The organism is Novosphingobium decolorationis, assembly GCF_018417475.1.
In the GTDB taxonomy this organism is placed as follows: Bacteria; Pseudomonadota; Alphaproteobacteria; order Sphingomonadales; family Sphingomonadaceae; genus Novosphingobium; species Novosphingobium decolorationis.
Genome location: NZ_CP054856.1, coordinates 3,093,306 through 3,115,644, shown reverse-complemented (window position 1 = coordinate 3,115,644; position 22,339 = coordinate 3,093,306). Strand labels below are relative to the sequence as shown.

Sequence of the window (22,339 nt, the reverse complement as noted above, 5' to 3'; positions counted from 1 at the left end):
AAGGTCTTCTGCACGATGCCACGGCTTGCAACCACCACCGGCGCCACCGCCCTTGTCGCAGGCACGGCCAGCGCCCTTGCCGTCCCGGCGAACGCCGAGACGATCCGCGTCACCATTCCCCGCATCAAGGTCGCCGAGTACCACGCGCCCTATGTCGCGGGCTGGCTCGAACCCGAGGCGGGCGGCGCGGCGCGCACGATCTTCGTGTGGTACGACATCAAGAAGAAGGGCGCGGAACCGGGCACCAAGTGGCTGACCGACCTGCGCACCTGGTGGCGCAAGGGCGGTCGGCGCCTGAAGCTCCCGGCGGACGGCGTCAGCGGTGCGACCCGTACGCCCGGCTCCTACGACATTCCCCTGCCCGCCAATCTTCCCAAGGGCGCCTACGTCCTCAAGGTCGAGGCGGCGCGTGAGACCGGGGGGCGCGAGATCGTCTCGCTGCCGATCACCGTACCCGGCGCCAAGGGCACGGCCTCAGGCAAGACCGAGCTTGGCGCTGTCACCATCCGCTGAAGTCGTCCGCTTCCCATTTCCTGTCATGTACCGGCCCGGAAAAAGGGCCCAGAAAGGTTCTGCCATGAACTCCCGCACTCTCTTCTCGCGCCTCGCGCTCGCCTCGGGGCTGTCGCTGGCCTCGCTCGCGCTGACGACCAGCCCGGCTTCGGCGCACCGCTTCTGGCTGGTGCCCTCGGCCACGACGCTTTCGGGCACCGACCAGACGATCTCCTTCGACGGGGCGATCTCGAACGACCTGTTCAACCCTGATCACGTGGCCATGCCGCTCGAGATCCTCACCATCGTCAAGCCCGACGGCAGCCAGGGCGAGATGCTCAACGCCGCCAAGGCGCGCCACCGCAGCACCTTCGATGTCGCCATTGACCAGGAGGGCACCTGGTGGGTGGGCGTCACGCGCCAGGGCTACTTCGGCTCGTTCAAGCTGAACGGTGAGGAATGGCGCGTAGGTGGACGCGGGCGTCCGCGGCCCGGCGACAAGCGCGTGGACGGCGTCGACGCGATTCCCGAAGGCGCCAGCGATATCGACCTGACCGAGAACCTCAGCACCAACGGCACCTTCGTGACCTCGGGCATTCCCGACACCGACGCCTTCACGCCGACGGGCAAGGGCCTTGAGCTCCAGCCGCTGACGCACCCCGATGACCTTGTTGCGAACGAGCCGGGCCGCTTCCGCTTCCTCATCGACGGCAAGCCCGCCGCCGGGGTCAAGGTCACTGCAGTTCCGGGCTCCAAGCAGTACCGTTCAAGCGAGATGGTGACCACGGTCGAGACCGGCGCGGACGGCATCGCCACGATCGCCTGGCCGACGCCGGGCATGTACTGGATCGACGCCCAGGCCGAGGACGCCAACCCGGCCGAGCCGCGCGCGACCAAGCGCCGCATGGGCTACACCTTCACCGCCGAAGTGGTCGCCCCCTGAGCGCCATGACCGACACCGCCGGGGAGGACGGCGCGCGTACCGCCGTCCCCCTCGACATCTCGCCCGACATCCTCACCGGATGGCGCGAGGGCGCGCCGGTCCATGCCCTGGACGGCGAGACCATGGGCACGCGCTGGAGCCTGAAGGCCCTGCTGCCCGAAGGCGTAGCGCCTGCGACGATCGCCGCGCTTCTGCACGCCCGGCTCGACACGCTCATCGACCAGCTCAGCCACTGGGAACGCGACAGCGCGATCACCCGCTTCAACCGCGCCGAGGCGGGAAGCTGGCACACCCTCGAACCCGATTTCGCGCAGGTCATGGCCACCGCGCTGGACCTTGCCGCGCGCAGCGAAGGCACCTTCGACCCCGCAATCGGGGTGCTTGTGAACCTGCACGGGTTCGGGCCGCGTCCTGCCCCGCACCAGCCGCCATCGCGGGACGCCATAGCCGACGCGCTCGCCATCTCGGGCTGGGCACGGCTGGACTGGGACACGCAGACGTCCCGGCTGCGCCAGCCCGGCGGGCTGCACCTCGACTTCTCAGGCATTGCCAAAGGGTATGGCGTCGATGCGCTTGCACGGACGCTGGAAGAGGCGGGCCTGCGCCACTTCCTCGTCGAGATCGGCGGCGAGTTTGCCGGGCGCGGCCTGCGCCCCGATGGCGACCCCTGGTGGGTCGAACTCGAGACCCCGCCGCCAGCCCTCTTGCACGGCATCGCCCCCTTGCGGCTGGCGCTGTGCGGACAGGCCGTCGCCACCTCGGGCGACTACGTGCGCGGGTGCCACACGATCGACCCGCGCGATGGCCAGCCCGTCCACCATGTCCTTGCGCTTAGCGTGATCGACGCGACGACGATGCGCGCGGATGGCTGGGCTACCGCGCTCGGCGTCCTGCCCCTGCCCGAAATCGAGGCGCTCGCCACGCACGAAGCCCTCGCGGTCCGCGCGCTCGTTCGGCGTCGCGAGGAAATCATCGAGTGGATCAGCCCGGCCCTTGCCCGCATGATGGAATGACACCGGGGCGCACATGTGCAAATTTTGACGCACCTGCGGAAGTTTGCGCACAAAATATGCACACCAACGTCCCAAGCATCGAATAAAATAACCTATTTTCATATACTTGATTGAATCTCGAATCGGCTTGATCCCATTCAACGCGATGGGGATAGGGCAGCCATCACACGCGGCGAACGTCCCGGGACGCTCACACCGCGCACCAGGCATTCCCCATCCCAGGGTCAGCAGAGAAGAGACACGATGTTCACCACGCCCCCCATCGCCTCCTCGAAGCGGGCACAGCCCGCAGCGAGGCGCGCATGAAAAAAGCTCTCAAGATCGTCGGCGGCGTCGTGGCCGTCTGCCTTGTGGCCGCAGCCGTGTTCCTGCTGCGCCCGGTCAGCTGGGGCGGCACCCCCGAGGCCGAGAACGAAGAGCCGGTCGACGTCGTCCTGATCGGCGGGGGCATCATGAGCGTGACGCTCGCCACCTACCTGCAGGAGCTCGAACCGACCTGGGACGTGCACCTCTACGAACGCCTCGACCAGGTCGCCGAGGAAAGCTCGAACGGGTGGAACAACGCAGGCACCGGCCACTCGGGCTACGCCGAGATGAACTACACCCCCGAGATGCCCGACGGCTCGATCAACATCGACAAGGCCGTCAAGACGGTCAGCGACTTCGAGAACTCGCGCCAGTTCTGGGCGCATGAAGTGGAGCTGGGCAACCTTCCCGAGCCCTCCACCTTCATCAACCCCACGCCGCACATGGCCGTCGTCTTCGGCGAGAAGCGCATCGAATTCCTGCGCAAGCGCTGGGAAGCGCTGACCGCGAACCCGATGTTCTATGGCATGGAGTTCAGCACCGACCCCAAGCAGATCGCCGAGTGGGCCCCGATCCTGATGGACGGGCGCGACCCGGCCGAGAAGGTCGGCGCGACGTTCATGCCGCTGGGCACCGACGTCAACTACGGCGCGATCACGCGCGGCCTCGCCGATGGTCTGCGCCGCAACCCGCGCTTCCACATGCACCTCTCCAACGAGGTCCGCGGCCTGCACCAGAACGCGGACAAGACGTGGAACGTGACCGTGCACGACCTCGCCGCCAACGAGGACCACACGATCAAGTCGCGCTTCGTCTTCATCGGGGCCGGCGGCGCGGCGCTCAAGCTGCTGCAGCTTTCGGGCATCCCCGAGGGCAAGATCTACGGCGGCTTCCCGGTTGGCGGCCAGTTCCTGGTGATGGACGATCCCAGGATCGCCGACCGCCACAACGTCAAGGCCTACGGTATGGCCGACGAAGGCTCGCCGCCGATGTCGGTCCCGCACATCGATGCGCGCCGGATCGATGGCAAGAACTACGTCCTGTTCGGCCCTTTCGCGCTGCAGAGCACCAAGTTCCTCAAGAACGGCTCGTGGTGGGACCTGTTCTCCTCGGTCTACGACAACAACGTGGGCACCATGCTCAAGGTGGGCGCGGACAACTTCAACCTGGTCTCCTACCTTGCCGACCAGGCCGCCCTCACCGACGAGGACCGCCAGAAGCAGCTCGCGCAGTACTTCCCCAAGGCCCAGCGTTCGGACTGGAAGCTGATTACTGCGGGCCAGCGCGTGCAGATCATCAAGAACGATCCCGAGAAGGGCGCGATCCTGCAGTTCGGCACCGAGATCGTCTCGGCCAAGGACGCCTCGATCGCCGCACTGCTGGGGGCCTCGCCCGGAGCCTCGACCTCGCCCTCGATTGCCTACAACGTCCTCAAGAAGGTCTTCCCGGACCAGGTTGCAGGCCGCTGGAAGGGCAAGCTCGACGCGATCTATCCCGCGCAGGACAAGGTCCTCAATGATGATCCCGCGCTGGTGAACCGCATCCGCAAGACCACCAGCGACGCGCTCAAGCTGCCCTACATCACGGTCCCGGAAGACCTGAAGGGCGCCCGGGACGCCAAGGCCCCGGCCAACGACAACGCCCCCGCCTCGGGCAATCTCAACTCCGAGATGCAGGCGCTCTAAGGCACCAACACCAGTCACCCACGGGAAAGCCCGGAAGGAGAGATCCTTCCGGGCTTTTTCGCGCGCGCAAGGGGATGGGGGATCAGCGTGCCGCGACCGGAGCCTCGGGCGTACGGGCCGGCGCCGGGCCGCCCCCGATCCGCTCGGACAGACGTATCTGGGGGATGCGCGTGGCGACCAGCGCGGCCAGCACCGTCAGCGCGCCGCCCATCGCGAAGTTCACAAGGAAGGCGTTCTCGTAGACCTGCGCGAGGCGGGAGAGACCTTCCGGGCCCAGCGTGCGCGCCAGCACCGCGCCCTGGCTGACGACCTCCTCGACCCGCTCGGCGGGAAACCAGGCAAGCGCGTTCGCACGGATCTGCTGCGAGAGGATCAGCCCGGCAATGCCCACCCCAGCGACGGCCGCCAACTGGTTGCAGAACTGCATCGAGGAGGTGCCCAGCCCCAGGTCCTCGCGCGGGACGGTGTTCTGGAGCGCGACCATCAGGTTGGGCATGCACAGCCCGCCGCCCGCGCCCATCATCATGCAGCTCACGATCCAGGCAGGCAGCCCCAGTTCCAGCCGTGTCACGGCGGCAAGGCAGAAGAAGCCGCAAGCCAGAAGCGCCATGCCGCCCACGATGGGAGCCTTGTAGCGTCCCGTGCGCGCGATGATCTGCCCCCCGATCAGCGAGACGGCCGTGCCCGCGATCACGTGAGGCAACAGCATCAGCCCGGACTGCGCGGTGGAGAGCCCCCCCACCATCTGGAAGAACAGCGGCAGGTAGACCGAGGAGCCGAAGAAGGCGAGGCCGATCATCGCGCTCGACAGGACCGTGCGCGCGAACACCGGATTGGCCAGCATACCCACCGCCAGGATGGGCTCCGCCGAACGCCGCTCCTGCCAGACCAGCAGCGCAAAGGCGCCGATGCAGGCCAGCGTCATCACCACCATTTCCCAGACAGAGGCCGCCCGTGTCCCCTCCAGCGCGCCCAGCAGCAACAGGAAGCTGACTGTCCCCACCACCAGCAGGGCAATGCCGGGAAAGTCGATCACATGCTCGCGGCGATGGGCAAGACGGCGCGGGAGGACGAACCACAGGACCGCCAGCGCCAGCGCGCCAATCGGCAGGTTGATGTAGAACACCCAGCGCCAGCCCCAGACTTGCGTCACCGCGCCCCCCACGACCGGCCCGGCAATCCCGGCCAGCAGGTTGGTGAGGTTGAAGAGGCCCTGGTAACGCGGCCGCTCGCGCGGGCTGACGATGTCGCCCATCGTCGTCATCGCCAGCACCTGCACGCCCCCGGCGCCCAGCCCCTGGACCGCGCGAAAGAGGATCAGCTGGAGCATCGAGCCGGCAAGGCCGCACAGGAGCGAGCCCAAAAGGAAGAACGTGATCGAGACCGTGAACAGCGCGCGCCGCCCGTGGATGTCGCTGAACTTGCCATAGAGCGGCATCGTCACCGTCGAGGCGAGCATGAAGGCGGTCATCACCCAGGACAGGCGCTCCAACCCGCCGAACTCGCTGACGATGAGCGGCAGCGCGGGGTTGATGATGAAATTGTCGAGCGAGGCCAGCGCGGTGGTCATCAGGAGCCCCCCCAGCGTTACCCAGAAGCGCAGCCGGCCCTGCGCGGGCGGCTCGACGCTATCCGCCGCGCTCATCCGCTTACTCCGACAGACGCCGCGCCATCTTCAAGCGGGGAATCCGCGCCGCCACGCCGGCGGCACACGCCAAGGTAGGCCAGCGCCACCACTGAGAAGATCATGTGCAGGACGCCGATCATCACGAAGGGCGCGGTCAGCCCGATGATGTCGAAGAGGTAGCCCGCCACGAACGAGACCACGACCACGCTCACCGTCCCGAAGAACGCCAGAAGGCCATAGGCTGTGCCGCGCAAATCGGCGGGGGCCTCTTCGCCAAAGAGAGCCTGCTGGGCGATGGTCTGGGTGCTCTCGGCATGGCCGATGAACAGGGCGAGGAGGAAGATCCCCCAGCCCGTCACGCTGTCAACCAGCGGTGCAGCCAAGAACGCCGCGCCCACCAGCACGAGGCTCAGGATATAGATGAAGAGGCGGTCCACCTTGTCGAGGATCGGGCCCAGGATCGGGGGCACGACGAAGGAGGAGACACGCATCAGCGCCATAACCGTGCCCGCAATCGCCAGCGCCTCGGTGGTCGAGACGCCCTCCTGGGCGCCGCGCAGCGTGATCCACAGCGCGAAGAAGGAGCCCACCACCGCCTCGTCGGTGCGCACCACGAAGGAGGTCAGGAGCAGCACGCCGAAACGGCGGTTGGTGCGGGTGTAGCCCAGGATCCGCCCGAAGTTGCGGGTGAGGTCACGAAAGCCGCTTGTCGCGCGCGCCATCAGCGGCGCGCGCACGGTGCCCGGCGGTGGGCCCGCGGGCCGGTCGGGCAGCAGGAACAGCGCGGTCACGATGGCCGCACCAAAGCCCACGGCGCCGCACAGCCAGAGCGCAAAGGTGCCTGCCTGCGCCACGTCATATCCGGCCGCGTTGAGCCAGCCGGGCAGCGCCCCCCCGATCACGCCCACCATGAGGATGTTGATGAGCCCGTAGAAGATCATCACCAGCGCCATGAATTTCCCGCGCGAACCGTTGTCGACATAGTCGTAGAACTTGGGCGGTCCGCTTGCGGTGTGGGTGCTCGAGGCAATGCCGAAGAAGAAGCGGATGACGAAGAGCGTGACCACGCCGCCCGCAAGAGGATAGGCAACGGCGGCCAGGCTGTAGCCGGCCAGTGCGAAGACCAGCAGCGCCTTGCGCCCGATCTTGTCGGCGAGCGCGCCGGCAAAACTGACGCAGACCAGCACGACCGCCTGCTGCACGGTCATCAGCTGGCCCGCGAGCCGCCCCTGCCGCTCGGGCGCGATGCCGATCATTTCGGAGAAGACGTAAGGCTGCATCAGGTTGATGAAGGCCGAGACCATCACCGCGATCCCGGTGATGAACAGGAACACGAAGACCTCGCGCACCGGGACCCCCTGGGCCAGGACAATCGGGCCGATCCGTGCCGGGGCGGCCTGCTCACAGGAGATGGACGAATCGCGCCTGTTCATGGACGGTGCCTTTCGCGCTGAAGGTAGGAAGAAAGGGGCACGCCTGGTGGCCACCCAGCCCTCCAATCAGGGCTCAAGCATATGAAGAGGCGGGACGCTTTCCACTAAATTGGGCATGTCCAGAGGGCCTTTTAGATATGCCTATTTCGACTATTGTTCGAACCTTGCCTTGCGACTTACGCTCCATGCCATGGGGATTTGACCCGGACTGGCCCGTTGATTTCCGGCCCGGTCCGAACGGCGCGGCACGACGTGCAGCCTTGCAGGGGGGCGACCATGGCAGAGCATTGGGACATCGCGATCATCGGCGGCGGTACGGCGGGACTTCCCGCGGCGATCACGGCCGCGCGCGGCGGGGCTCGGGTGGTCCTGGTCGAGGCCGCCAAGGAGCTCGGCGGCACATTGCACCTGACAGGTGGCAGCATTGCCGGCGGCGGAACGAAGGCGCAGGCGGCCAAGGGCATCGAGGACAGCGCCGAGCGCCACTACCGCGATTGCCTCACCATCGGCGGCGGCAGCGCCCAGGACGACGTGCTGCGCCTGTGGACCGACAATGCAGGCACCACCATCGACTGGCTCTATACCGAAGGTGTCCCGTTCGGCGAACAGATGCCCACCTTCAGCGCCGCGCACGAAGCTTATGATGCGCCGCGCACCTTCACCCCGCCGCGCGGGGGCAAGGACCTTGCCGACACGCTCGTGCCCAAGGTCCTCGAACTGGTCGCGCAAGGGCGCATCGACCTCAGGCTGGCAACGCGCATGACCGCGCTGGCCTGCGATGCCACGGGCGCCGTCGTCGGTGTGGACGTGTGCGGAGCCGATGGATCGCAGACCACGCTTCGCGCCGACAACGTGGTGCTCGCCTGCGGGGGCTACGGTGCCAATGCCGCGCTGTGGGAGCGGCTCCACCCCGGCACCCCCTATCGCACCTACGCCTGGCCCACCTGCCGGGGCGATGGGCACCTGGCCGCCGAAGCGGCGGGCGCGGTCCTTGCCCATGCGCAGAACTTCCTGCCCACCTATGGCGCTTCGGAAGATATCGATGCCCCCGGCACCTTCTGGATCCATTCGATGGTCGCGCCCTCAATGCGCGCGCCCTGGGAGATCAACGTCAACATGCAGGCCCAGCGCTTCCTGCGCGAGGACCTGCCCAGCCCCGACGGGCGCGAGCGCGCACTGCGGGCGCAGCCGGGCCAGGCCTTCTGGACGATCTACGATGCGCACATCCGGGCCGAGGCCCCGCCATTGTTCCGCTGGGAGCCGGAAAAGGTCGCGCGCGCCTTCGCGCAGAGCCCCGATTTCGTCGTGGCCGCCAGCATTGCCGAACTGGCCGAGAAATGCGGGCTCGACACGGCCACGCTGGAAGCCACCATCACCGCCTACAACGAAGGTCAGAAGAGCGGCGAAGACGCCTTCGGGCGCGAACACATGCCCTGTCCCATCGCCCAGGCGCCGTTCTACGCAGTCCGCCATGTCTCGACCTCGGTCGTGACCTGGGGCGGAGTCAGCGTCGACGGCGAGCTTCGCGTGATCGATGCAGACGGCGCGCCGATCCCGGGCCTCTACGCCGCGGGCGAAGTGCTGGGCATGGGCGTCTTTGGCCAGGTGTTCCTCGGCGGATCGACGATGTCCTCGGCCCTCACCTTCGGCAGGCTGCTGGGCGAGCGCCTTTCCGCAGCGGCCGCCACCCCATCGCACACCCACATCGCCGCACAGAGCCCGGCGTGACCGGACGCGCCTTTCAAGGAGACCCTCCATGCTGACCGACCGCGGATTTTCCAAGCGCAACCGCCGCGTGCGCAGCCTCGATGTCGAAAGCTACTCGGACTTCGTCCTGGGTTTTCGCAACTGGACCTACAACGATCTCGACAAGCCCGCGCGCGAACGCGCCGACGAGATCATGGCGGACCTGCGTATCAACGCCGAAGACGCCCCGCTCGATGCCTTCCGCGACCAGTTCCACGACGATCCGATCATCGCCACGCGCATCCGCGCCTGGCTCTCCAGCCAGCAGCTGATGTGGCAGAACGTGCTCGACCACTACGAGCAGCACAAGGACTTCTACCACGCCGACATGCAGGACGTGGACGCCAAGGGCCCCGGCACGCTGGAGCTCAACACCGGCATGGAGATGCCCGACTACGTCAAGCACGAGATCCACATCCAGCCGGGCGGCTACACCGGCAACGACTTTGCTGGGCCCCTCTACCACTACGGCACCAACACCTTCTACAAGGGCCAGAACAACGAGGACGAGTTCCAGTTCGGCATCGCCCAGACGCTGGCCAAGCCCAGGGACGGCAAGATCGAACGCATCGTCGACATCGGCTGCGGCATTGGCCGGCTCAGTGTCGCGCTGGCCGAGACCTTCCCCGAGGCCGAGGTCTGGGGCCTCGACGTCGGCGGGCCGCTGGTACGCTATGCCCACCGCCGCGCGGTGGAGCTGGGCACGCCGGTCCACTTCGCCCAGCGCCTCGCCGAAGACACCAAGTTCGCGGACAACAGCGTCGACATCGTCGCGGCCTACATCCTCTTCCACGAGGTGTCCGAACAGGGCGCGAAGGACATCGTCAAGGAGGTCTTCCGCATCCTGCGTCCGGGCGGCGTCTTCGACGTGACCGATTTCCACACCGGACGCGCCCGCTCGAACGATCCCTACCGCCGCTTCATGGGCTGGATCGACCATGTCTACAACGCCGAGCGCTGGTCGCACCAGTTCGGCCAGAAGGACTTCCTCGACACCCTGCGCGAAGCCGGATTCGAGGTCGAGAAGGGCGAGAACCGGCACTGGGGGATCGCCTGCTACATCGCGCGCAAGCCCGAATAGACCACGACATCCCACCCGCCGGGGCGGTTCAGGCCCCGGCGGGTTTCCCGCATTCCCGCAGAGCCCAGGGCCGCCAGCTGCGCAGCCCCGTCAGGACCGGTGCGTCCACGCGCCACTGCGACACGACCGAGGCACGACCAGAGACACGATCAAGAGGGGGGTAAGCGTAACCATGAAGTCCACCACGACCCGAACCGAAAAACGCCGCGCCGACCGCCGCCGCACGTTGCGCGCCGCCGCCGCCGTTCCCGCACTCGCCACCGCGCTCGCCGCAGGCGCCGCGCTGCTGCCCGGTACGGCGTTCGCGCAGTCCGGCCCCAGTGCCGAACCCGTCGCCCAACCCGCCGCCCAACCAGCCCAGGCCACGCGCGGCGAGGCCATCCTGGTCACCGCGCGCCATACCGAGGAACGCCTCGAATCGGTCCCCCTCGCAATCACCGCCTTCTCCTCGGAATCGCTCGAGGCGCAGGACATCCAGTCGCTCAACGACATCTCCGACAATTCGCCCGGCTTCCAGTTCCAGAACCAGGCGGGCGGCGGCTCGGGGCGCAACGACCGCTCGATCAACAACCTGACCTTCCGCGGCCTGTTCCTCGCCAACGTCACGCCGATCTCGCAGGGCGGCCTCGTCTTCATCGACGGCGCGCCGGTCATCAATTCCACGGTCCCCGCAATCGACGACGTCGCCCGGGTCGAGGTCCTCAAAGGCCCGCAGGCGGCCTACTTCGGGCGCTCGACCTTCTCGGGCGCGGTCAACTTCGTGACCAAGGCCCCCTCCTATGAATTCGGCGGCCGGATCAAGGCGATGTTCGGCAACTACGGCTCGAACCAGGTCTCGGGCAGTGTCGAGTTTCCCCTCATCGACCAGGTCCTGGCCCTGCGCGTAGGCGGCAGCCATGTCTTCGAGGGCGGGCAGTACACGAACTCGGGCGATCCCAACGAGACCTTCGGCGACCGCAAGAACGATGCAGTCAGCGCCCAGATGCTGTTCGAGCCTGCCTCGAACCTCAAGATCACCGGCTTCTTCTCCTATGGCGAGATGCACGACGGCCCGCCGGCGCAGGCCGCGCTCAAGAATACCGAATTCAACTGCGACCTGGGTGGCACCTCGGGCAGCTACTGGTGCGGGGCCCTGCCCAACCGCATGCCCGAGGCGCTGATCGGGGGCAATTACGACCTCGACGCGGCCGCCTACGACATCCTCATCGACAACGTGGATGGCTACCCTACGATCTTCGATCCCTCGTTCAATCCGCGCTCCGGGCTCAAGCGCCGGACGGTGCAGGCGGACCTGCGCATGGACTGGGAGATGGGCAATGGCATGCTCCTGAGCTCGATCACGGCCTACCACACCGACCGCACGCAGACCGCGCTCGACCTCACCTTCCGTGACACCAGCGGCTATCCCAACCCCAACTTCGGGATCATCCCGGGCGCGCCCTCGTTCAACCACTGGCTGCTCAACTACCAGACCGACATCAGCGACTTCAGCCAGGAAATCCGCCTGACCTCGGCGCAGACGAACCGCCTGCGCTGGACCCTGGGCGCGAGCTACTTCACCGCCAACTACGACAACGGCGCGATCTACGGCCTCAACGTCTTTGGCAGCGGAAATTCGAGCACCTTGCGCAACCAGAAGCCCGAGACTCCGGCGATCTTCGGCGCGCTCTACTTCGACATCACGCAAGATCTGACCATCGGCGCGGAAGGCCGCTACCAGTGGGACAAGATCGAAAGCTCGATCCTCGCCAGCAGCTCGGGCGTCTACTACCCCGAAGCGCTGGTCTCCAGGGCCACCTTCAAGAGCTTCTCGCCGCGCGTCACACTGGACTATGCCTTCGCGCCCGACAGCACCGCCTACGTCCTGTTCTCGCGCGGGTACCGTCCGGGCGGCTTCAACGATGGCTACAGCGCACTCACACCCACCGAGCAGGCCCAGATCGCCACCTCGGCGGGCGCGACCTACGATGAAGAGCGGCTCGACAACTACGAGGCGGGCATCAAGACCGCTTTCTGGAACGGGCGCGCCTCGCTGCGCGCGGCAATCTACATCGACAAGTACCGGGCGGCCAGGTGGCGAACAGCTACACCTACTATCCGGACGGCTCGCCCACCATCAACCTGCTGAACGTCACCGAGAACATCGGCGCGGTGGACCTGTGGGGCATCGAGCTGGAAGGCGATGTCTCGCCCACAGAGGGCCTCAGCCTCAGCGGCTCGTTCGGCCTCGCCGAATCCGAGATCAAGAGCTTCGTGTGCGCCGAGTGCCTCAACATCGCCGGGACCGACGATGCCACCGGCAACCGCCTCTCGGGCGTGCCGCGCCTGACCTGGACGGCGTCCGCCAGCTACGAGCACCCGGTTGCCGAGGACTGGTGGGGCTATGCCCGCATCGACTACCGCCACCGCGGACGCCAGTACGTCGACTATTACAACGCGGCCTGGAGCCGCAACGACGACAAGGTCGACCTGCGCATCGGCGCACGCCAGGACAACGGCCTCTCCTTCGAGGCCTTCGCCACCAACCTGTTCAACGAACAGACCCTCACCGGCTTTCGCGGCACCGACCTCGTCACGCTGGCGACCAACGACATCCGCATCGCGCTTCCCGAAAAGCGCCGGCTGGGCATCCGCTTCAGCTACGAATTCTGATCCCCTTCAAGAAGAGAGAACTGCCATGAGTGTAACCGAGGCATCCCGCGATACAGGCGCCGAGACCGGCTTCGTTTCCGCCGAGGACGACTTCATCTTCGCGGATTCGGACAACATCTCGCTGTTTCCCGAGCAGGTCGTGGACAACCTGATGCACGTCGTCGTCGCGCTGGGCGCCGAGATGTGGACCATGCGCCGCCGCCTGATGGTGACCGAGAAGGTGCTCGAGAAAGTCGGCGTCTCGAGCGCCGACATCGAGCAGTACCAGCCCAGCGACGAGGACCTTGCCGCCTGGGCGCAGGAGCGCGACATCTTCATCAAGCGCACCTTCGGCGCGCTGGAACGGCGCGGCGGCGCCAACGTGAAGCAGATGGACTTCTCCAGGAACATGTGAGCGCAGAGGCCCGGTCCTCCCGACAGGAAGCGCCGGGCCTGTCCCTCATCCGCGCAGCACCAGCCCGCACGGCGAACACCCGGGAGAGCCCCCCAAGATGCCATACGAATTCGACGTCCTCGTGGTGGGAGCCGGAACCGCCGGCGTGCCCGCCGCCCTTGGTGCAGCCGCGCGGGGCCTGCGCGTCGCGCTGGTCGAAGCCGCCGAGGAGATCGGCGGCACACTTCACCTCTCCAGCGCCTCGATCAGCGCGGCGGGCACCTCGCTCCAGAAGGCCGCAGGCGTGGAAGACAGCCCCGATGCGCACTTCGCCGATTGCCTGCGCATCAACCACGGCACCGGCGACCCCGAACTTCTGCGCCTGTGGGTCGACGAGGCCGGCGACATGCTCGAATGGCTGCTCTCGATCGGCTGGACCTGCGATCCGGGCGAAGCCGTGCTCGCCCCTGAACACGACCTCTACGACCGCCCGCGCACCTACCGCAGCACGAACCAGGGCTTTTCCCTGATCGAAGCCTACCAGGCGCAGATCGACACGGCCGTGGCGCAGGGCAACCTCACCGTGATGACCGGCACGCGCTTTTGCGAGCTCCTGCTCGACCATGGGCAGGTCTGCGGGATCGTGGCCAAGAGCGGCGAGGAGGTGCGCGAAATCGCCGCAAAGGCCGTCGTCCTCACCACCGGCGGCTTCAGTGGCAGCGCACGGCATTGGCAGGAACTCCACGGCCTCGTCCCCTTGCGCTACCACGTCGAGACCGTGCGCGGCGATGCCATCGACCCGGTGCGCACGGCCGGGGGACGCCTGTGGTTCACCGACTACTGCCTGCCCGCCTTTGGCGGCACGCGGCGTCTCGACAGCCCGGCCTCGGCCTGGATCCACAGCGACATCCTGCCCTCGCGCCGCCCGCCCTGGGAGATCTACGTCAACGCGCACGGCGAGCGCTTCATGCCCGAGGACGAGCCCAGCATCGACGCGCGCGAACGCGCGGTCATGGCCCAGCCGGGCTGGGCCTTCTGGATGATCTGGGACGAGCGCATCCGCGAGGACGCCCCGCCCGTCTTCCGCTGGAGCGACGAACAGCTCGACGAGCTCCTGCGCGGCGACAACGAGGACTTTGTCGTCGCTGAGAACATCGGTGAACTCGCCCGGCTCTGCGGCCTCCCGGAAAAGACGCTGACGCAGACGGTCACGCTCTACAACGCAGGCCAGGCCGTCGGCAGCGACATGTGGCGCCGTCAGCACCTGCCCGCCCCCATCGCGCGCGGGCCCTTCTACGCAGTGCGCCACTACGGCTGTTCGATCAGCTGCTACCCCGGCGTCCAGGTCAACAAGGACCTGCAGGTCGTCTCGACCACCGGCGATCCCATCGAGGGGCTCTACGCCGCGGGCGAGGTGATCGGCATCGGGTTCCTCGGCCATGGTTTCCTCAGCGGCTCGATCGTTTCCTCCGCGATCACGTTCGGGCGAAAGCTCGGCCGTGAGGTCCTGGCATGACGCGCTGGGCAGCGCGCGGCTATGCAGACGGGCCCTACGGCCAGATCCACTACCGCCACGAAGGTCAGGGCCTGCCCATCGTGCTCCTCCACCAGGCGCCGATGACCTCGGCCCAGTACGACCGGGTGCTGGAGCCACTGGCGCGACGCGGCTTTCACGCCGTAGCCATCGACATGCCCGGCTTTGGCATGTCCGATCCCGTCGAGGGCACTCCGCGCGTGGAAGACTGGGCGGCCTGCGTGCCCCCTGTCCTTGATGCGCTCGGCCACGGCTCCGCCACGATCCTGGGGCACCACACCGGCGCTCTTGTCGCCACCGAAGTCGCACTTCAGTTCCCGGACCGGGTGCGCGCGCTTGTCCTCAACGGACCCATGCCGCTGACCGAAGAGGAGCGCGCCGAGTTCCTCGCCAACGGCTATCCGCGCGAGCGCACGATCACCGCCCAGGCCGACGGCGGCCAGTTCGCCGCCGTACACGCCGCGCGCACGCGTCTGGCTGCTGGCACGGTGGAACCCGAGCGGGTGAGCGAATACGTGGTCATGGCCTTTCAGGGTCAGGGCGCCTACTGGCATGGCCACCACGCCGCCTTCCAGTACCGTCAGGAAGAGACGTTGGCGGCCATCGCCTGCCCGGCGCTGATCCTCACCAACACCGGCGACATCATCCACGACCATGCCTTGAAGGCCCGTGAACTGCGTCCCGATTTCGCCTGGGTGGCGCTCGACGGCGGCGGGGTCGATATCGTCGACCAGCAGCCCGAAGCCTGGGCCCAGACCGTCGCCGACTTCGTGCAGAGCCTCTAGGTTGCGCCTCCCGCCGCGCGTGTCTCAGGCGAAGGCGGCAATCTCGGTCGTGGCCGGATCGTAGGTCATCAGTGTTTCGTGGCGGGGGTCGGGCGCGGCCCGCCGCGAGGTGTCGCCCGACTGGTTGATCTCGCCCTGCTTGCGCGAGGCGAGCAGCACCCAGTTCGCGCGTTCACGCCGCGTCGCCTCGTAGCGCTGGAGCGCGGCGACCGGATCCGCCGTTTCGCCCAGGCTGCGCGCGAAAACCACGGCATCCTCGATCCCCATCGCCGCGCCCAACCCCAGGAAGGGCAGCATCGGGTGCGCCGCATCGCCCATCAGGGTCACCCGGCCCACCGTCCATTGCGGCAGCGGATCGCGGTCGAACAGGGCCCACTTGCGCGTGCCCTCGCGCGGGGCGCTGGCGATGAGGCCGCGCACGTCCGCGTTCCAGCCCTCGAACTTCTCCAGCAGTTCCTCGACATCGGCCGGGGTCGACCAGCCCTCGCCGGTCCAGCTGTCGGTCTTTACAAAGGCCACCCCGTTGACCACCGAACCGTGCCGGATGCGGTAGACCAGCACCTGCCGGTTGGGCCCGAGGTAATTGACCGAAGGGCCCAGGTGCATGTGGTGGTGGACGTCCTCGAACGGAATGAGGAAACGGTAGGCCACCTGCCCGGTAAAGCGCGGGTTCTCCTCACCGAAAAGCTCGGCGCGCACCCGCGAATTGATGCCGTCCGCCCCCGCCAGGATCGGAGCGCGCACGCACGAACCATCGGCAAAGTGCGCGGTAACTCCGTTCGCGTCCTGCTCCAGACGGGTCATCTGCGCGCCGAGCGTGATCGCCTCGGGATCGGCCGCCGCAACCGCGTCCGCCAGGATCGCGTGCATGTCGGCGCGGTGGAGCTGGTAGAAATAGGGGATGTCGCCGCGCTCACGCGCAATTGCCATCTGGTCAGGGCCGCCCAGCCGTTCGCCGGTGCGCCAATCCGCACCGCCTGCGCGCACTGGAATGTCGGCGGCCGCCTCGATGGCCTCGCGCAGGCCGAGCGAGAACAGGCCCCGGCTGGCGGGCTGGCTGAGCGTGATCCCCGCGCCGACATCGCCGAACGCCTCGGCCTGCTCGAAGAGGCGCACCTTGCGGCCCTGCCGGATAAGGCCGAGCGCCGCCGTCAGCCCCGCAATGCCGCCCCCGATGATGAGGATGTCGGCATCCTGCGCGCCTGCACTCCCGGACCCGTTCGCTGCCATGTTGTCCCCCTGAAAGACCTGGTTACGCCGCCAAGGTGTAAGCCTGCTCCCGGCAAGGCAAATCATTCCAGTTATGCCTTTTCTGGCGCCATTCCCGGTTTGACCGGCCAGCCCTGCCCCCCGCATGCTGCTCCCAGCATGGCCATCACACTCACCATCAACGGAACGCCCACCACACTCGAGGCCGAGGGCGACATGCCTCTGCTCTGGGCGCTGCGCGATCTGGCCGGACTTACCGGCACCAAGTTCGGCTGCGGCGCGGGGCACTGCGGCGCCTGCACGGTCCATCTGGACGGCGAAGCCGCGCGCGCGTGCAGCGTGACGCTGGAGGAAGCGGCGGGCCGCTCCATCGTCACCATCGAGGGCGTCACCGGCGCAACTGCAAGCAAGGTGCAGGACGCCTGGCTGCGCCACCAGGTCGCCCAGTGCGGGTACTGCCAGCCCGGCCAGATCATGACCGCCATCGCGCTGCTGGAGGCCGGCTACGGCGATGCCGAGACAGTCGAGGCGGTAATGAGCGGCAATCTGTGCCGCTGCGCCACATACCTGCGCATCCGTGCCGCCGTGCTGGACGCGGCCATATGACCGGCGTGGCCACCTCCCGGCGCGCTTTCGTGGTCATGGCGGGCAGTGGCCTGCTTCTGGGACTGGTCCCAAAATCGCTACGCGCCCGCGAAATCCACCGCCAGGGCCATCCCTTCGGCGACAGCCTGTTCCGCGCCGACCAGGTGCCGGGCGACGAACTGGTGCGCCGCTTCCTCGAAATCGCGCCAGATGGCGCGGTCACGGTCTTTTCCAAGCATCTCGACATGGGCCAGGGCACCTGGAGCGGGCTCGCCTCGCTGGTGGCCGAAGAACTCGACGCCGACTGGACGAAAGTCCGTGTCCTCGGCGCGCCAGTGAGTGACACGGCCTACGCCAACCACATGTTCCAGCGTCAGGCGACCGGGGGCTCGACCTCGCTCGCCAACAGCTGGGATGAGCTGCGGCGCGCAGGTGCGGTTGCCCGCGCCATGGTCCTTGCCGCCGCCGCGCGCAGCTGGGACGTCCCTGTCGAGGCCATTTCCCTGCGCGATGGCGTACTGACCCACGGCGCGCGCCGCGCCTCGCTGGGGGACTTCGCAAGGGACGCGGCGGACGAAGACGTCCCCGAAAACGTGGCGCTCAAGCCGCGTTCGGCCTGGCGCCTGCTCGGCCAGGACACGCCCCGCACCGACATGCCGGGCAAGGTCACGGGCCAGACGAAATACGGGATCGACGGGGCCTGGGAGGACATGCGCCACGCGGTCGTCGCGCGCAGCCCCCGCTTCGGGGCTCGCCTGCTCCATGCCGACACCCGCGCCGCCCGCGCCATGTCCGGCGTCGAAGCGGTAGTCGAAATCCCGTCGGGCATCGCGGTCATCGCGCGCACGACCTGGCATGCCCTGCGTGCGCGCGACGCGCTCACCCTGACCTGGTCCGACGACGGGGGCGAGACGCGCAGCGATGCTCAGATCGCGCGCGACCATCGCGCCGCCATGGACCGGCAGGCGCCCAGCTGGGACGACGTGCGCGGCGATCCCGCCGCCATGCTGGCGCGCGCAGCCACGCGCGTGGAGGCCGAGTTCACCTTCCCCTACCTCGCCCATGCCGCGATGGAACCGCTGGCGCTGCTGGGCCGCTTCGACGGAACCCGCTGCAAACTGCGCGGCGGCTTCCAAACCCAGACCGACAACCGCGCGCAGGTCGCCGCGATCCTGGGGATCGAGGCCGAGGCGGTCGAACTGGAGACCGTCCCCGCCGGCGGCAGCTTCGGGCGCCGCGCCGGGTTCACGGGCGACTGGGTAGTCGAATTCGCCCAGCTCCTGAAGGCCGCGCGTGCATCCTACCCGATCAAGCTCACCTGGACGCGCGAGGACGACATGCGCGGGGGACATTACCGCCCGCTGATGGTCTACGCGATGGAAGGGGGCCTTGATGCGCAAGGACGCCTGCTCGCGCTCGACATGCGCCTTGCGGGCCAGTCGGTCACCGGCAACAGCCCCTACCCCAAAGCCCCCTACCGCGACATCACCGTGCTGGAAGGCAACTTTCACGACCTCTACGACCATCCCCACTCGCGCCTGCGCTTCTTCCATGCAGGCGCGAAGGTTCCTGTCGTCACCTACCGCTCGATCTCGAACAACCACACCGGCGTTGCCAAGGAGATCTTCGTCGACCGGCTGGCGCGCGCCGCCGGGGCCGACCCCGTGGCCTTCCGCCTCGCCCTGCTGGGTGCTGAACCGCGCCAGGCGCAGGTGCTGCGCGTGGCGGCCAAGGCCGCAGGCTGGGATACCCCGCCGCCGCATGGGATCACCCGCGGCGTGGCGGTCCACCGCTCGGAAGGCAGCTGCGTCGCGCAGGTCGCGGAGCTCAGCGGCAGCCCGGAGGACTTTCGCATCGAGCGGATCGTCAGCGCGGTCGACTGCGGCCTTGCCGTCAATCTCGACACCGTGCGCGCGCAAGTCGAAGGCGGCACCGGATTTGGCCTTTCGAGCGCGCTCTACGGCGAGATCAACCTTGATCACGGCGCCGCGCGGCAGGGCAATTTCGATGGCTACCGCCTCTTGCGCATGAACGAGATGCCCCGCCGCATCGAAGTCCACATGGTCGAGAGCGCCGATCGGCCGTCCGGTATCGGCGAGCCCGGCTCGGTGCCCGGGGCGCCCGCCGTCATCAATGCCCTGGAACGCATGGGCACGGCGCCAGTCACCCACTTCCCGGTCTTTGCCTCTGCCTGAAAGCGCCGCGTTACACGCTGCGGCTCTCGACGATCTGCCAGGTGTTGCGGCCGGTGAGGCCCAGCAGCTTCTCCTTCACCAGGCTCGCCAGCTTGTGACTGGGCACCGCGTCGGAACGCTGCGGCCCCGTCGCCACGTAAAGCGTGCGGCGGACAAGATCGCTGTCGATGCGCACGACATCGAAGCGCTCCATACCCTCGTCACGCAGAAGTGCAGCCGGCGGCAGGATCGCATGGCCCAGCCCCTCCTCGACCAGTTCGAGAATCGATCCCAGCGCGTCGATCTCGACCGCGATCTGGAGCTCGGCTTCGCGCGCCCGAGCGGCCTTCTCCAGATCGCGGCGCAGCTGCTGATGGGGCCCTGTCATGATGAGGGGAAGCTGGGTCAGATCCTCGAAGGAGACAGGCCCCGCCGGGCCGCTGCCCCGCTTGCTGACCAGCACCAGCTGCTCTTCCACCACCGGATCGCACAGCATGTTCTGGCTGCGGATCGGCGAATAGAGGATCGCGACGTCCAGCCGCCCCTGCTGGACGCGCTCGGCAATGTCGCTGGACAGCCCCTCGACGAGGTGCAGCTTCACGTGGGGCAGCTCGGAATTGAAATGCTGGGCGAGCGGAACGCTGAGCGCCCGGCCCACGCTGGTGGGCATGCCGATCGCGGCGGTCCCGGCCAGAAGATTGCGCAGCTGGCTGAGCTCGCTGTAGGTCGCATCGATCGCCTCGCGCACGTTGCGTGCGTTCTTGAGCAGGCAGCGCCCCGCCTCGGTCAGGGTCGCGCCGCGCCCGTTGCGGTAGAACAGCGGCAGGCCCAGTTCCTCTTCAAGGTTGCGCACCTGGCGGCTGAGGAGGGGTTGTGACAGGCGCAGACTGACAGCGGCTTGCGAAAAGCTGCCCGTTTCCGCGACGGAAATGAAGTAATCGAACTTGCGCGTGTCCATTCTTCCCCCTTCATGCCGAGCCGGCATATCTGCTAGTAACTGTCGTCGATTTCGTGCCTTGCGAAGTTGAACCACCCATTCAAATCATTGTTTTTAAAACTTAATTATCAAATCCGCAGCGCACCTGGGAGAGCCTGCTGCGCATCCGGGCGCAGTGGCATTCCCCGGCCTCCTGTGGCTTCCTTTTCCCCGAGAGCGCGCAGGGCCGCAGCGCCCCTGCAGGGGCCTGTCGCGCGCGCCCGCACAGCAAGGGGGAACGCGATGAAACAGGCAGGAGGCCAGCTGGCCGGAACGCAGCGCTCGGTCGTATTGGGCTTTGCCATCGGCGGGGCCGCGATGATGGCGGCCAATCAGGTCATCGCGGTGCTGGTGCTGCGCTTCCTGACCGACAACCTGGCGATTTCGGCGGGGATCGCGGCCACGCTCTTCGCGCTGGTGAAGATCTACGACGGCTTCGTCGATCCGCTTGCCGGGTACGCCAGCGACCGCGCGCGCACCCGCTGGGGACGGCGCGTGCCCTTCCTGTTTGCTGCAGGGCTGCTGATGCCGCTCTCCATCGTCGGCATCTTCGCCGCCCCAGCCTGGGACAGCCAGCCCCTGTTGCTGCTCTGGATCGGCGTCATGCTGGCGCTCCACGGCACCGCCTTCTCGCTCTACACCGTGCCCAGCACGGCGATGATCGTGGAGGTGAGCGATGATTACCACGCCCGCTCCAGCATCCTTGCCTGGAAGACCTACGGCAGCTTTGCGGGCCAGATCCTGGGCTCCTCGGTGCCCTCCTGGCTGCTTGAAAGCTGGGGTGCGGGCCGCGCCGGGCACGCCGCGATGGGCTGGGTGCTGGCCGGTCTCATCGGCGCGCTCGCGCTCGGCTCGATCCCGCTCCTCCTGCGCGCACGGGCCACCAATGCCGAAGCCAACCATCCTGGCCGCTTCACCGACCAGCTGCGCATTGCCTGGGCCAATCAGCCCTTTCGCATCATGGTCTTCGTCCACATCGTCTTCATGGTGGGCGTGGCGACGGCCAGCGTCTCGAACGCCTATTTCACCCGGTATGTGCTGGCGCGGAGCGATGCCTGGTTGGGGCTTTTCTATGTCTTCCTGACGGCGGGCAACATCCTCGCCCTGCCCGCCTGGCTGCGCATCTCGCGCCGCTTCGACAAGAAGAACGCCTATATCGCCGCGCTCGCCGTCTACGGCCTCGCGGTGCTGAGCTGGGCGCTGGCCGGTCCCCATGAGAGCCTGATCGTGCTTGGCCTGCGCACCACCGTGATCGGCGCGGCGATGAGCGGGGTGGTCCTGCTCGCCGCCTCGATGCTGACCGACGCCGTGCGCTACGACTTCATCTGTTCGGGCCAGCGGCGCGAGGGGGCCTTCTCGGGCTTCATGAGCTTCGTCGACAAGATCTCGAACGCGGGCGGCCTGATGATCATGGGCGCGACCCTTTCGGCCATGGGCTACGCCGCCTCGAGCACGGGCGCCGCGCAGGCCCAGAGCACGAGCGCGGTCTTTGCGATCCGCATCTGCTTTGCCATCATTCCCGCCCTTGCCCCGCTCCTCAGCATCTTCCTGCTGCGCGGCTACACCCTGACCGAGCCCGACCTTGTCGAAACCGTCGCCGAAGCGCCGCTTGCCGCGCAGGACGTCGGCCTCGACAGCGAGGGGACGGCCACCGCGGCAGCCGGTTGAAGCGGAAAGTCGGACGTGAGCAGGTGGGCGTCGAAACACGGGTGGGGCTCCCTGACC

Annotated in this window: 18 protein-coding genes; 14 read left to right on the top strand and 4 right to left on the bottom strand. The window is 67.6% G+C overall.

Annotated elements, in window-relative coordinates:
• Positions 1 to 15 precede the first annotated feature (15 nt).
• The 4 genes from HT578_RS14555 to mqo all read left to right on the top strand — a co-directional run bounded on the left by HT578_RS14555 (position 16) and on the right by mqo (position 4,439).
• The gene (locus HT578_RS14555) at positions 16 to 513 is read left to right on the top strand and encodes a DUF2271 domain-containing protein (RefSeq protein ID WP_213500298.1); all 498 of its coding nucleotides are present in this window, start codon (positions 16 to 18) and stop codon (positions 511 to 513) included.
• Between the two features lie 64 nt (positions 514 to 577).
• Positions 578 to 1,435: a DUF4198 domain-containing protein gene (locus HT578_RS14550; RefSeq protein ID WP_039389449.1), complete on the top strand. Its 858-nt coding sequence runs from the start codon at positions 578 to 580 to the stop codon at positions 1,433 to 1,435.
• 5 nt (positions 1,436 to 1,440) lie between these two features.
• Complete coding sequence (locus HT578_RS14545) at positions 1,441 to 2,448, top strand: FAD:protein FMN transferase (protein ID WP_213500296.1); 1,008 nt, start codon at positions 1,441 to 1,443, stop codon at positions 2,446 to 2,448.
• 302 nt (positions 2,449 to 2,750) lie between these two features.
• Complete coding sequence (gene mqo / locus HT578_RS14540; RefSeq protein ID WP_039389452.1) at positions 2,751 to 4,439, top strand: malate dehydrogenase (quinone); 1,689 nt, start codon at positions 2,751 to 2,753, stop codon at positions 4,437 to 4,439.
• 82 nt (positions 4,440 to 4,521) lie between these two features.
• On the opposite strand, the gene HT578_RS14535 is transcribed toward mqo, so the two are convergent.
• Positions 4,522 to 6,084, bottom strand: coding sequence for an MDR family MFS transporter (locus tag HT578_RS14535; RefSeq protein ID WP_213500294.1), 1,563 nt, complete (start codon positions 6,082 to 6,084; stop codon positions 4,522 to 4,524).
• Positions 6,081 to 7,499, bottom strand: coding sequence for an MFS transporter (locus HT578_RS14530; protein WP_213500292.1), 1,419 nt, complete (start codon positions 7,497 to 7,499; stop codon positions 6,081 to 6,083). The genes HT578_RS14535 and HT578_RS14530 overlap by 4 nt, the downstream gene beginning before the upstream one ends.
• A 276-nt stretch (positions 7,500 to 7,775) precedes the next feature.
• On the opposite strand from HT578_RS14530, the gene HT578_RS14525 reads away from it, so the two are divergent.
• The 7 genes from HT578_RS14525 (at position 7,776) to HT578_RS14495 (ending at position 15,670) form a co-directional block, all read left to right on the top strand.
• Positions 7,776 to 9,227: an FAD-dependent oxidoreductase gene (locus HT578_RS14525; protein ID WP_213500290.1), complete on the top strand. Its 1,452-nt coding sequence runs from the start codon at positions 7,776 to 7,778 to the stop codon at positions 9,225 to 9,227.
• Between the two features lie 28 nt (positions 9,228 to 9,255).
• Entirely contained in the window at positions 9,256 to 10,326 is a 1,071-nt protein-coding gene (locus tag HT578_RS14520; RefSeq protein WP_213500287.1) for a class I SAM-dependent methyltransferase, read from the top strand.
• Between the two features lie 172 nt (positions 10,327 to 10,498).
• Positions 10,499 to 12,454, top strand: coding sequence for a TonB-dependent receptor (locus HT578_RS14515; RefSeq protein WP_213500285.1), 1,956 nt, complete (start codon positions 10,499 to 10,501; stop codon positions 12,452 to 12,454).
• Entirely contained in the window at positions 12,400 to 12,978 is a 579-nt protein-coding gene (locus HT578_RS22425) for a TonB-dependent receptor domain-containing protein (RefSeq protein ID WP_213500283.1), read from the top strand. The genes HT578_RS14515 and HT578_RS22425 overlap by 55 nt, the downstream gene beginning before the upstream one ends.
• A 25-nt stretch (positions 12,979 to 13,003) precedes the next feature.
• On the top strand, positions 13,004 to 13,372 hold the full coding sequence (locus HT578_RS14505) for a hypothetical protein (protein ID WP_213500281.1): 369 nt from the start codon (positions 13,004 to 13,006) through the stop codon (positions 13,370 to 13,372).
• Positions 13,373 to 13,469: 97 nt separating this feature from the next.
• Entirely contained in the window at positions 13,470 to 14,867 is a 1,398-nt protein-coding gene (locus HT578_RS14500) for an FAD-dependent oxidoreductase (protein WP_213500278.1), read from the top strand.
• Positions 14,864 to 15,670 carry an alpha/beta fold hydrolase gene (locus HT578_RS14495; protein WP_213500276.1) on the top strand — a complete coding sequence of 269 codons (807 nt, stop codon included), beginning with the start codon at positions 14,864 to 14,866 and terminating at the stop codon, positions 15,668 to 15,670. Before HT578_RS14500 ends, HT578_RS14495 begins: the two co-directional genes overlap by 4 nt.
• A gap of 24 nt (positions 15,671 to 15,694) precedes the next feature.
• On the opposite strand, the gene HT578_RS14490 is transcribed toward HT578_RS14495, so the two are convergent.
• Complete coding sequence (locus HT578_RS14490; protein WP_213500274.1) at positions 15,695 to 16,900, bottom strand: FAD-dependent monooxygenase; 1,206 nt, start codon at positions 16,898 to 16,900, stop codon at positions 15,695 to 15,697.
• A gap of 138 nt (positions 16,901 to 17,038) precedes the next feature.
• On the opposite strand from HT578_RS14490, the gene HT578_RS14485 reads away from it, so the two are divergent.
• Together HT578_RS14485 and HT578_RS14480 are read left to right on the top strand one after the other, a co-directional pair.
• Positions 17,039 to 17,485, top strand: coding sequence for a (2Fe-2S)-binding protein (locus HT578_RS14485; protein WP_213500272.1), 447 nt, complete (start codon positions 17,039 to 17,041; stop codon positions 17,483 to 17,485).
• Complete coding sequence (locus HT578_RS14480; protein WP_213500270.1) at positions 17,482 to 19,659, top strand: xanthine dehydrogenase family protein molybdopterin-binding subunit; 2,178 nt, start codon at positions 17,482 to 17,484, stop codon at positions 19,657 to 19,659. Before HT578_RS14485 ends, HT578_RS14480 begins: the two co-directional genes overlap by 4 nt.
• Before the next feature lie 10 nt (positions 19,660 to 19,669).
• Here HT578_RS14480 and HT578_RS14475 read toward each other — a convergent pair whose 3' ends face one another.
• Positions 19,670 to 20,596, bottom strand: coding sequence for a LysR family transcriptional regulator (locus HT578_RS14475; protein ID WP_213500268.1), 927 nt, complete (start codon positions 20,594 to 20,596; stop codon positions 19,670 to 19,672).
• A 261-nt stretch (positions 20,597 to 20,857) separates the two neighbouring features.
• On the opposite strand from HT578_RS14475, the gene HT578_RS14470 reads away from it, so the two are divergent.
• On the top strand, positions 20,858 to 22,282 hold the full coding sequence (locus HT578_RS14470; protein WP_213500266.1) for an MFS transporter: 1,425 nt from the start codon (positions 20,858 to 20,860) through the stop codon (positions 22,280 to 22,282).
• Positions 22,283 to 22,339 lie beyond the last annotated feature (57 nt).

Excerpts from the sequence above, each read along its gene's own strand:
- HT578_RS14555 (WP_213500298.1), top strand. The coding sequence starts at position 16 with ATGCCACGGCTTGCAACCACCACCGGCGCCACCGCCCTTGTCGCAGGC.
- HT578_RS14550 (WP_039389449.1), top strand. The coding sequence starts at position 578 with ATGAACTCCCGCACTCTCTTCTCGCGCCTCGCGCTCGCCTCGGGGCTG.
- HT578_RS14545 (WP_213500296.1), top strand. The coding sequence starts at position 1,441 with ATGACCGACACCGCCGGGGAGGACGGCGCGCGTACCGCCGTCCCCCTC.
- mqo (WP_039389452.1), top strand. The coding sequence starts at position 2,751 with ATGAAAAAAGCTCTCAAGATCGTCGGCGGCGTCGTGGCCGTCTGCCTT.
- HT578_RS14535 (WP_213500294.1), bottom strand. The coding sequence starts at position 6,084 with ATGAGCGCGGCGGATAGCGTCGAGCCGCCCGCGCAGGGCCGGCTGCGC.
- HT578_RS14530 (WP_213500292.1), bottom strand. The coding sequence starts at position 7,499 with ATGAACAGGCGCGATTCGTCCATCTCCTGTGAGCAGGCCGCCCCGGCA.
- HT578_RS14525 (WP_213500290.1), top strand. The coding sequence starts at position 7,776 with ATGGCAGAGCATTGGGACATCGCGATCATCGGCGGCGGTACGGCGGGA.
- HT578_RS14520 (WP_213500287.1), top strand. The coding sequence starts at position 9,256 with ATGCTGACCGACCGCGGATTTTCCAAGCGCAACCGCCGCGTGCGCAGC.
- HT578_RS14515 (WP_213500285.1), top strand. The coding sequence starts at position 10,499 with ATGAAGTCCACCACGACCCGAACCGAAAAACGCCGCGCCGACCGCCGC.
- HT578_RS14505 (WP_213500281.1), top strand. The coding sequence starts at position 13,004 with ATGAGTGTAACCGAGGCATCCCGCGATACAGGCGCCGAGACCGGCTTC.
- HT578_RS14500 (WP_213500278.1), top strand. The coding sequence starts at position 13,470 with ATGCCATACGAATTCGACGTCCTCGTGGTGGGAGCCGGAACCGCCGGC.
- HT578_RS14495 (WP_213500276.1), top strand. The coding sequence starts at position 14,864 with ATGACGCGCTGGGCAGCGCGCGGCTATGCAGACGGGCCCTACGGCCAG.
- HT578_RS14490 (WP_213500274.1), bottom strand. The coding sequence starts at position 16,900 with ATGGCAGCGAACGGGTCCGGGAGTGCAGGCGCGCAGGATGCCGACATC.
- HT578_RS14485 (WP_213500272.1), top strand. The coding sequence starts at position 17,039 with ATGGCCATCACACTCACCATCAACGGAACGCCCACCACACTCGAGGCC.
- HT578_RS14480 (WP_213500270.1), top strand. The coding sequence starts at position 17,482 with ATGACCGGCGTGGCCACCTCCCGGCGCGCTTTCGTGGTCATGGCGGGC.
- HT578_RS14475 (WP_213500268.1), bottom strand. The coding sequence starts at position 20,596 with ATGGACACGCGCAAGTTCGATTACTTCATTTCCGTCGCGGAAACGGGC.
- HT578_RS14470 (WP_213500266.1), top strand. The coding sequence starts at position 20,858 with ATGAAACAGGCAGGAGGCCAGCTGGCCGGAACGCAGCGCTCGGTCGTA.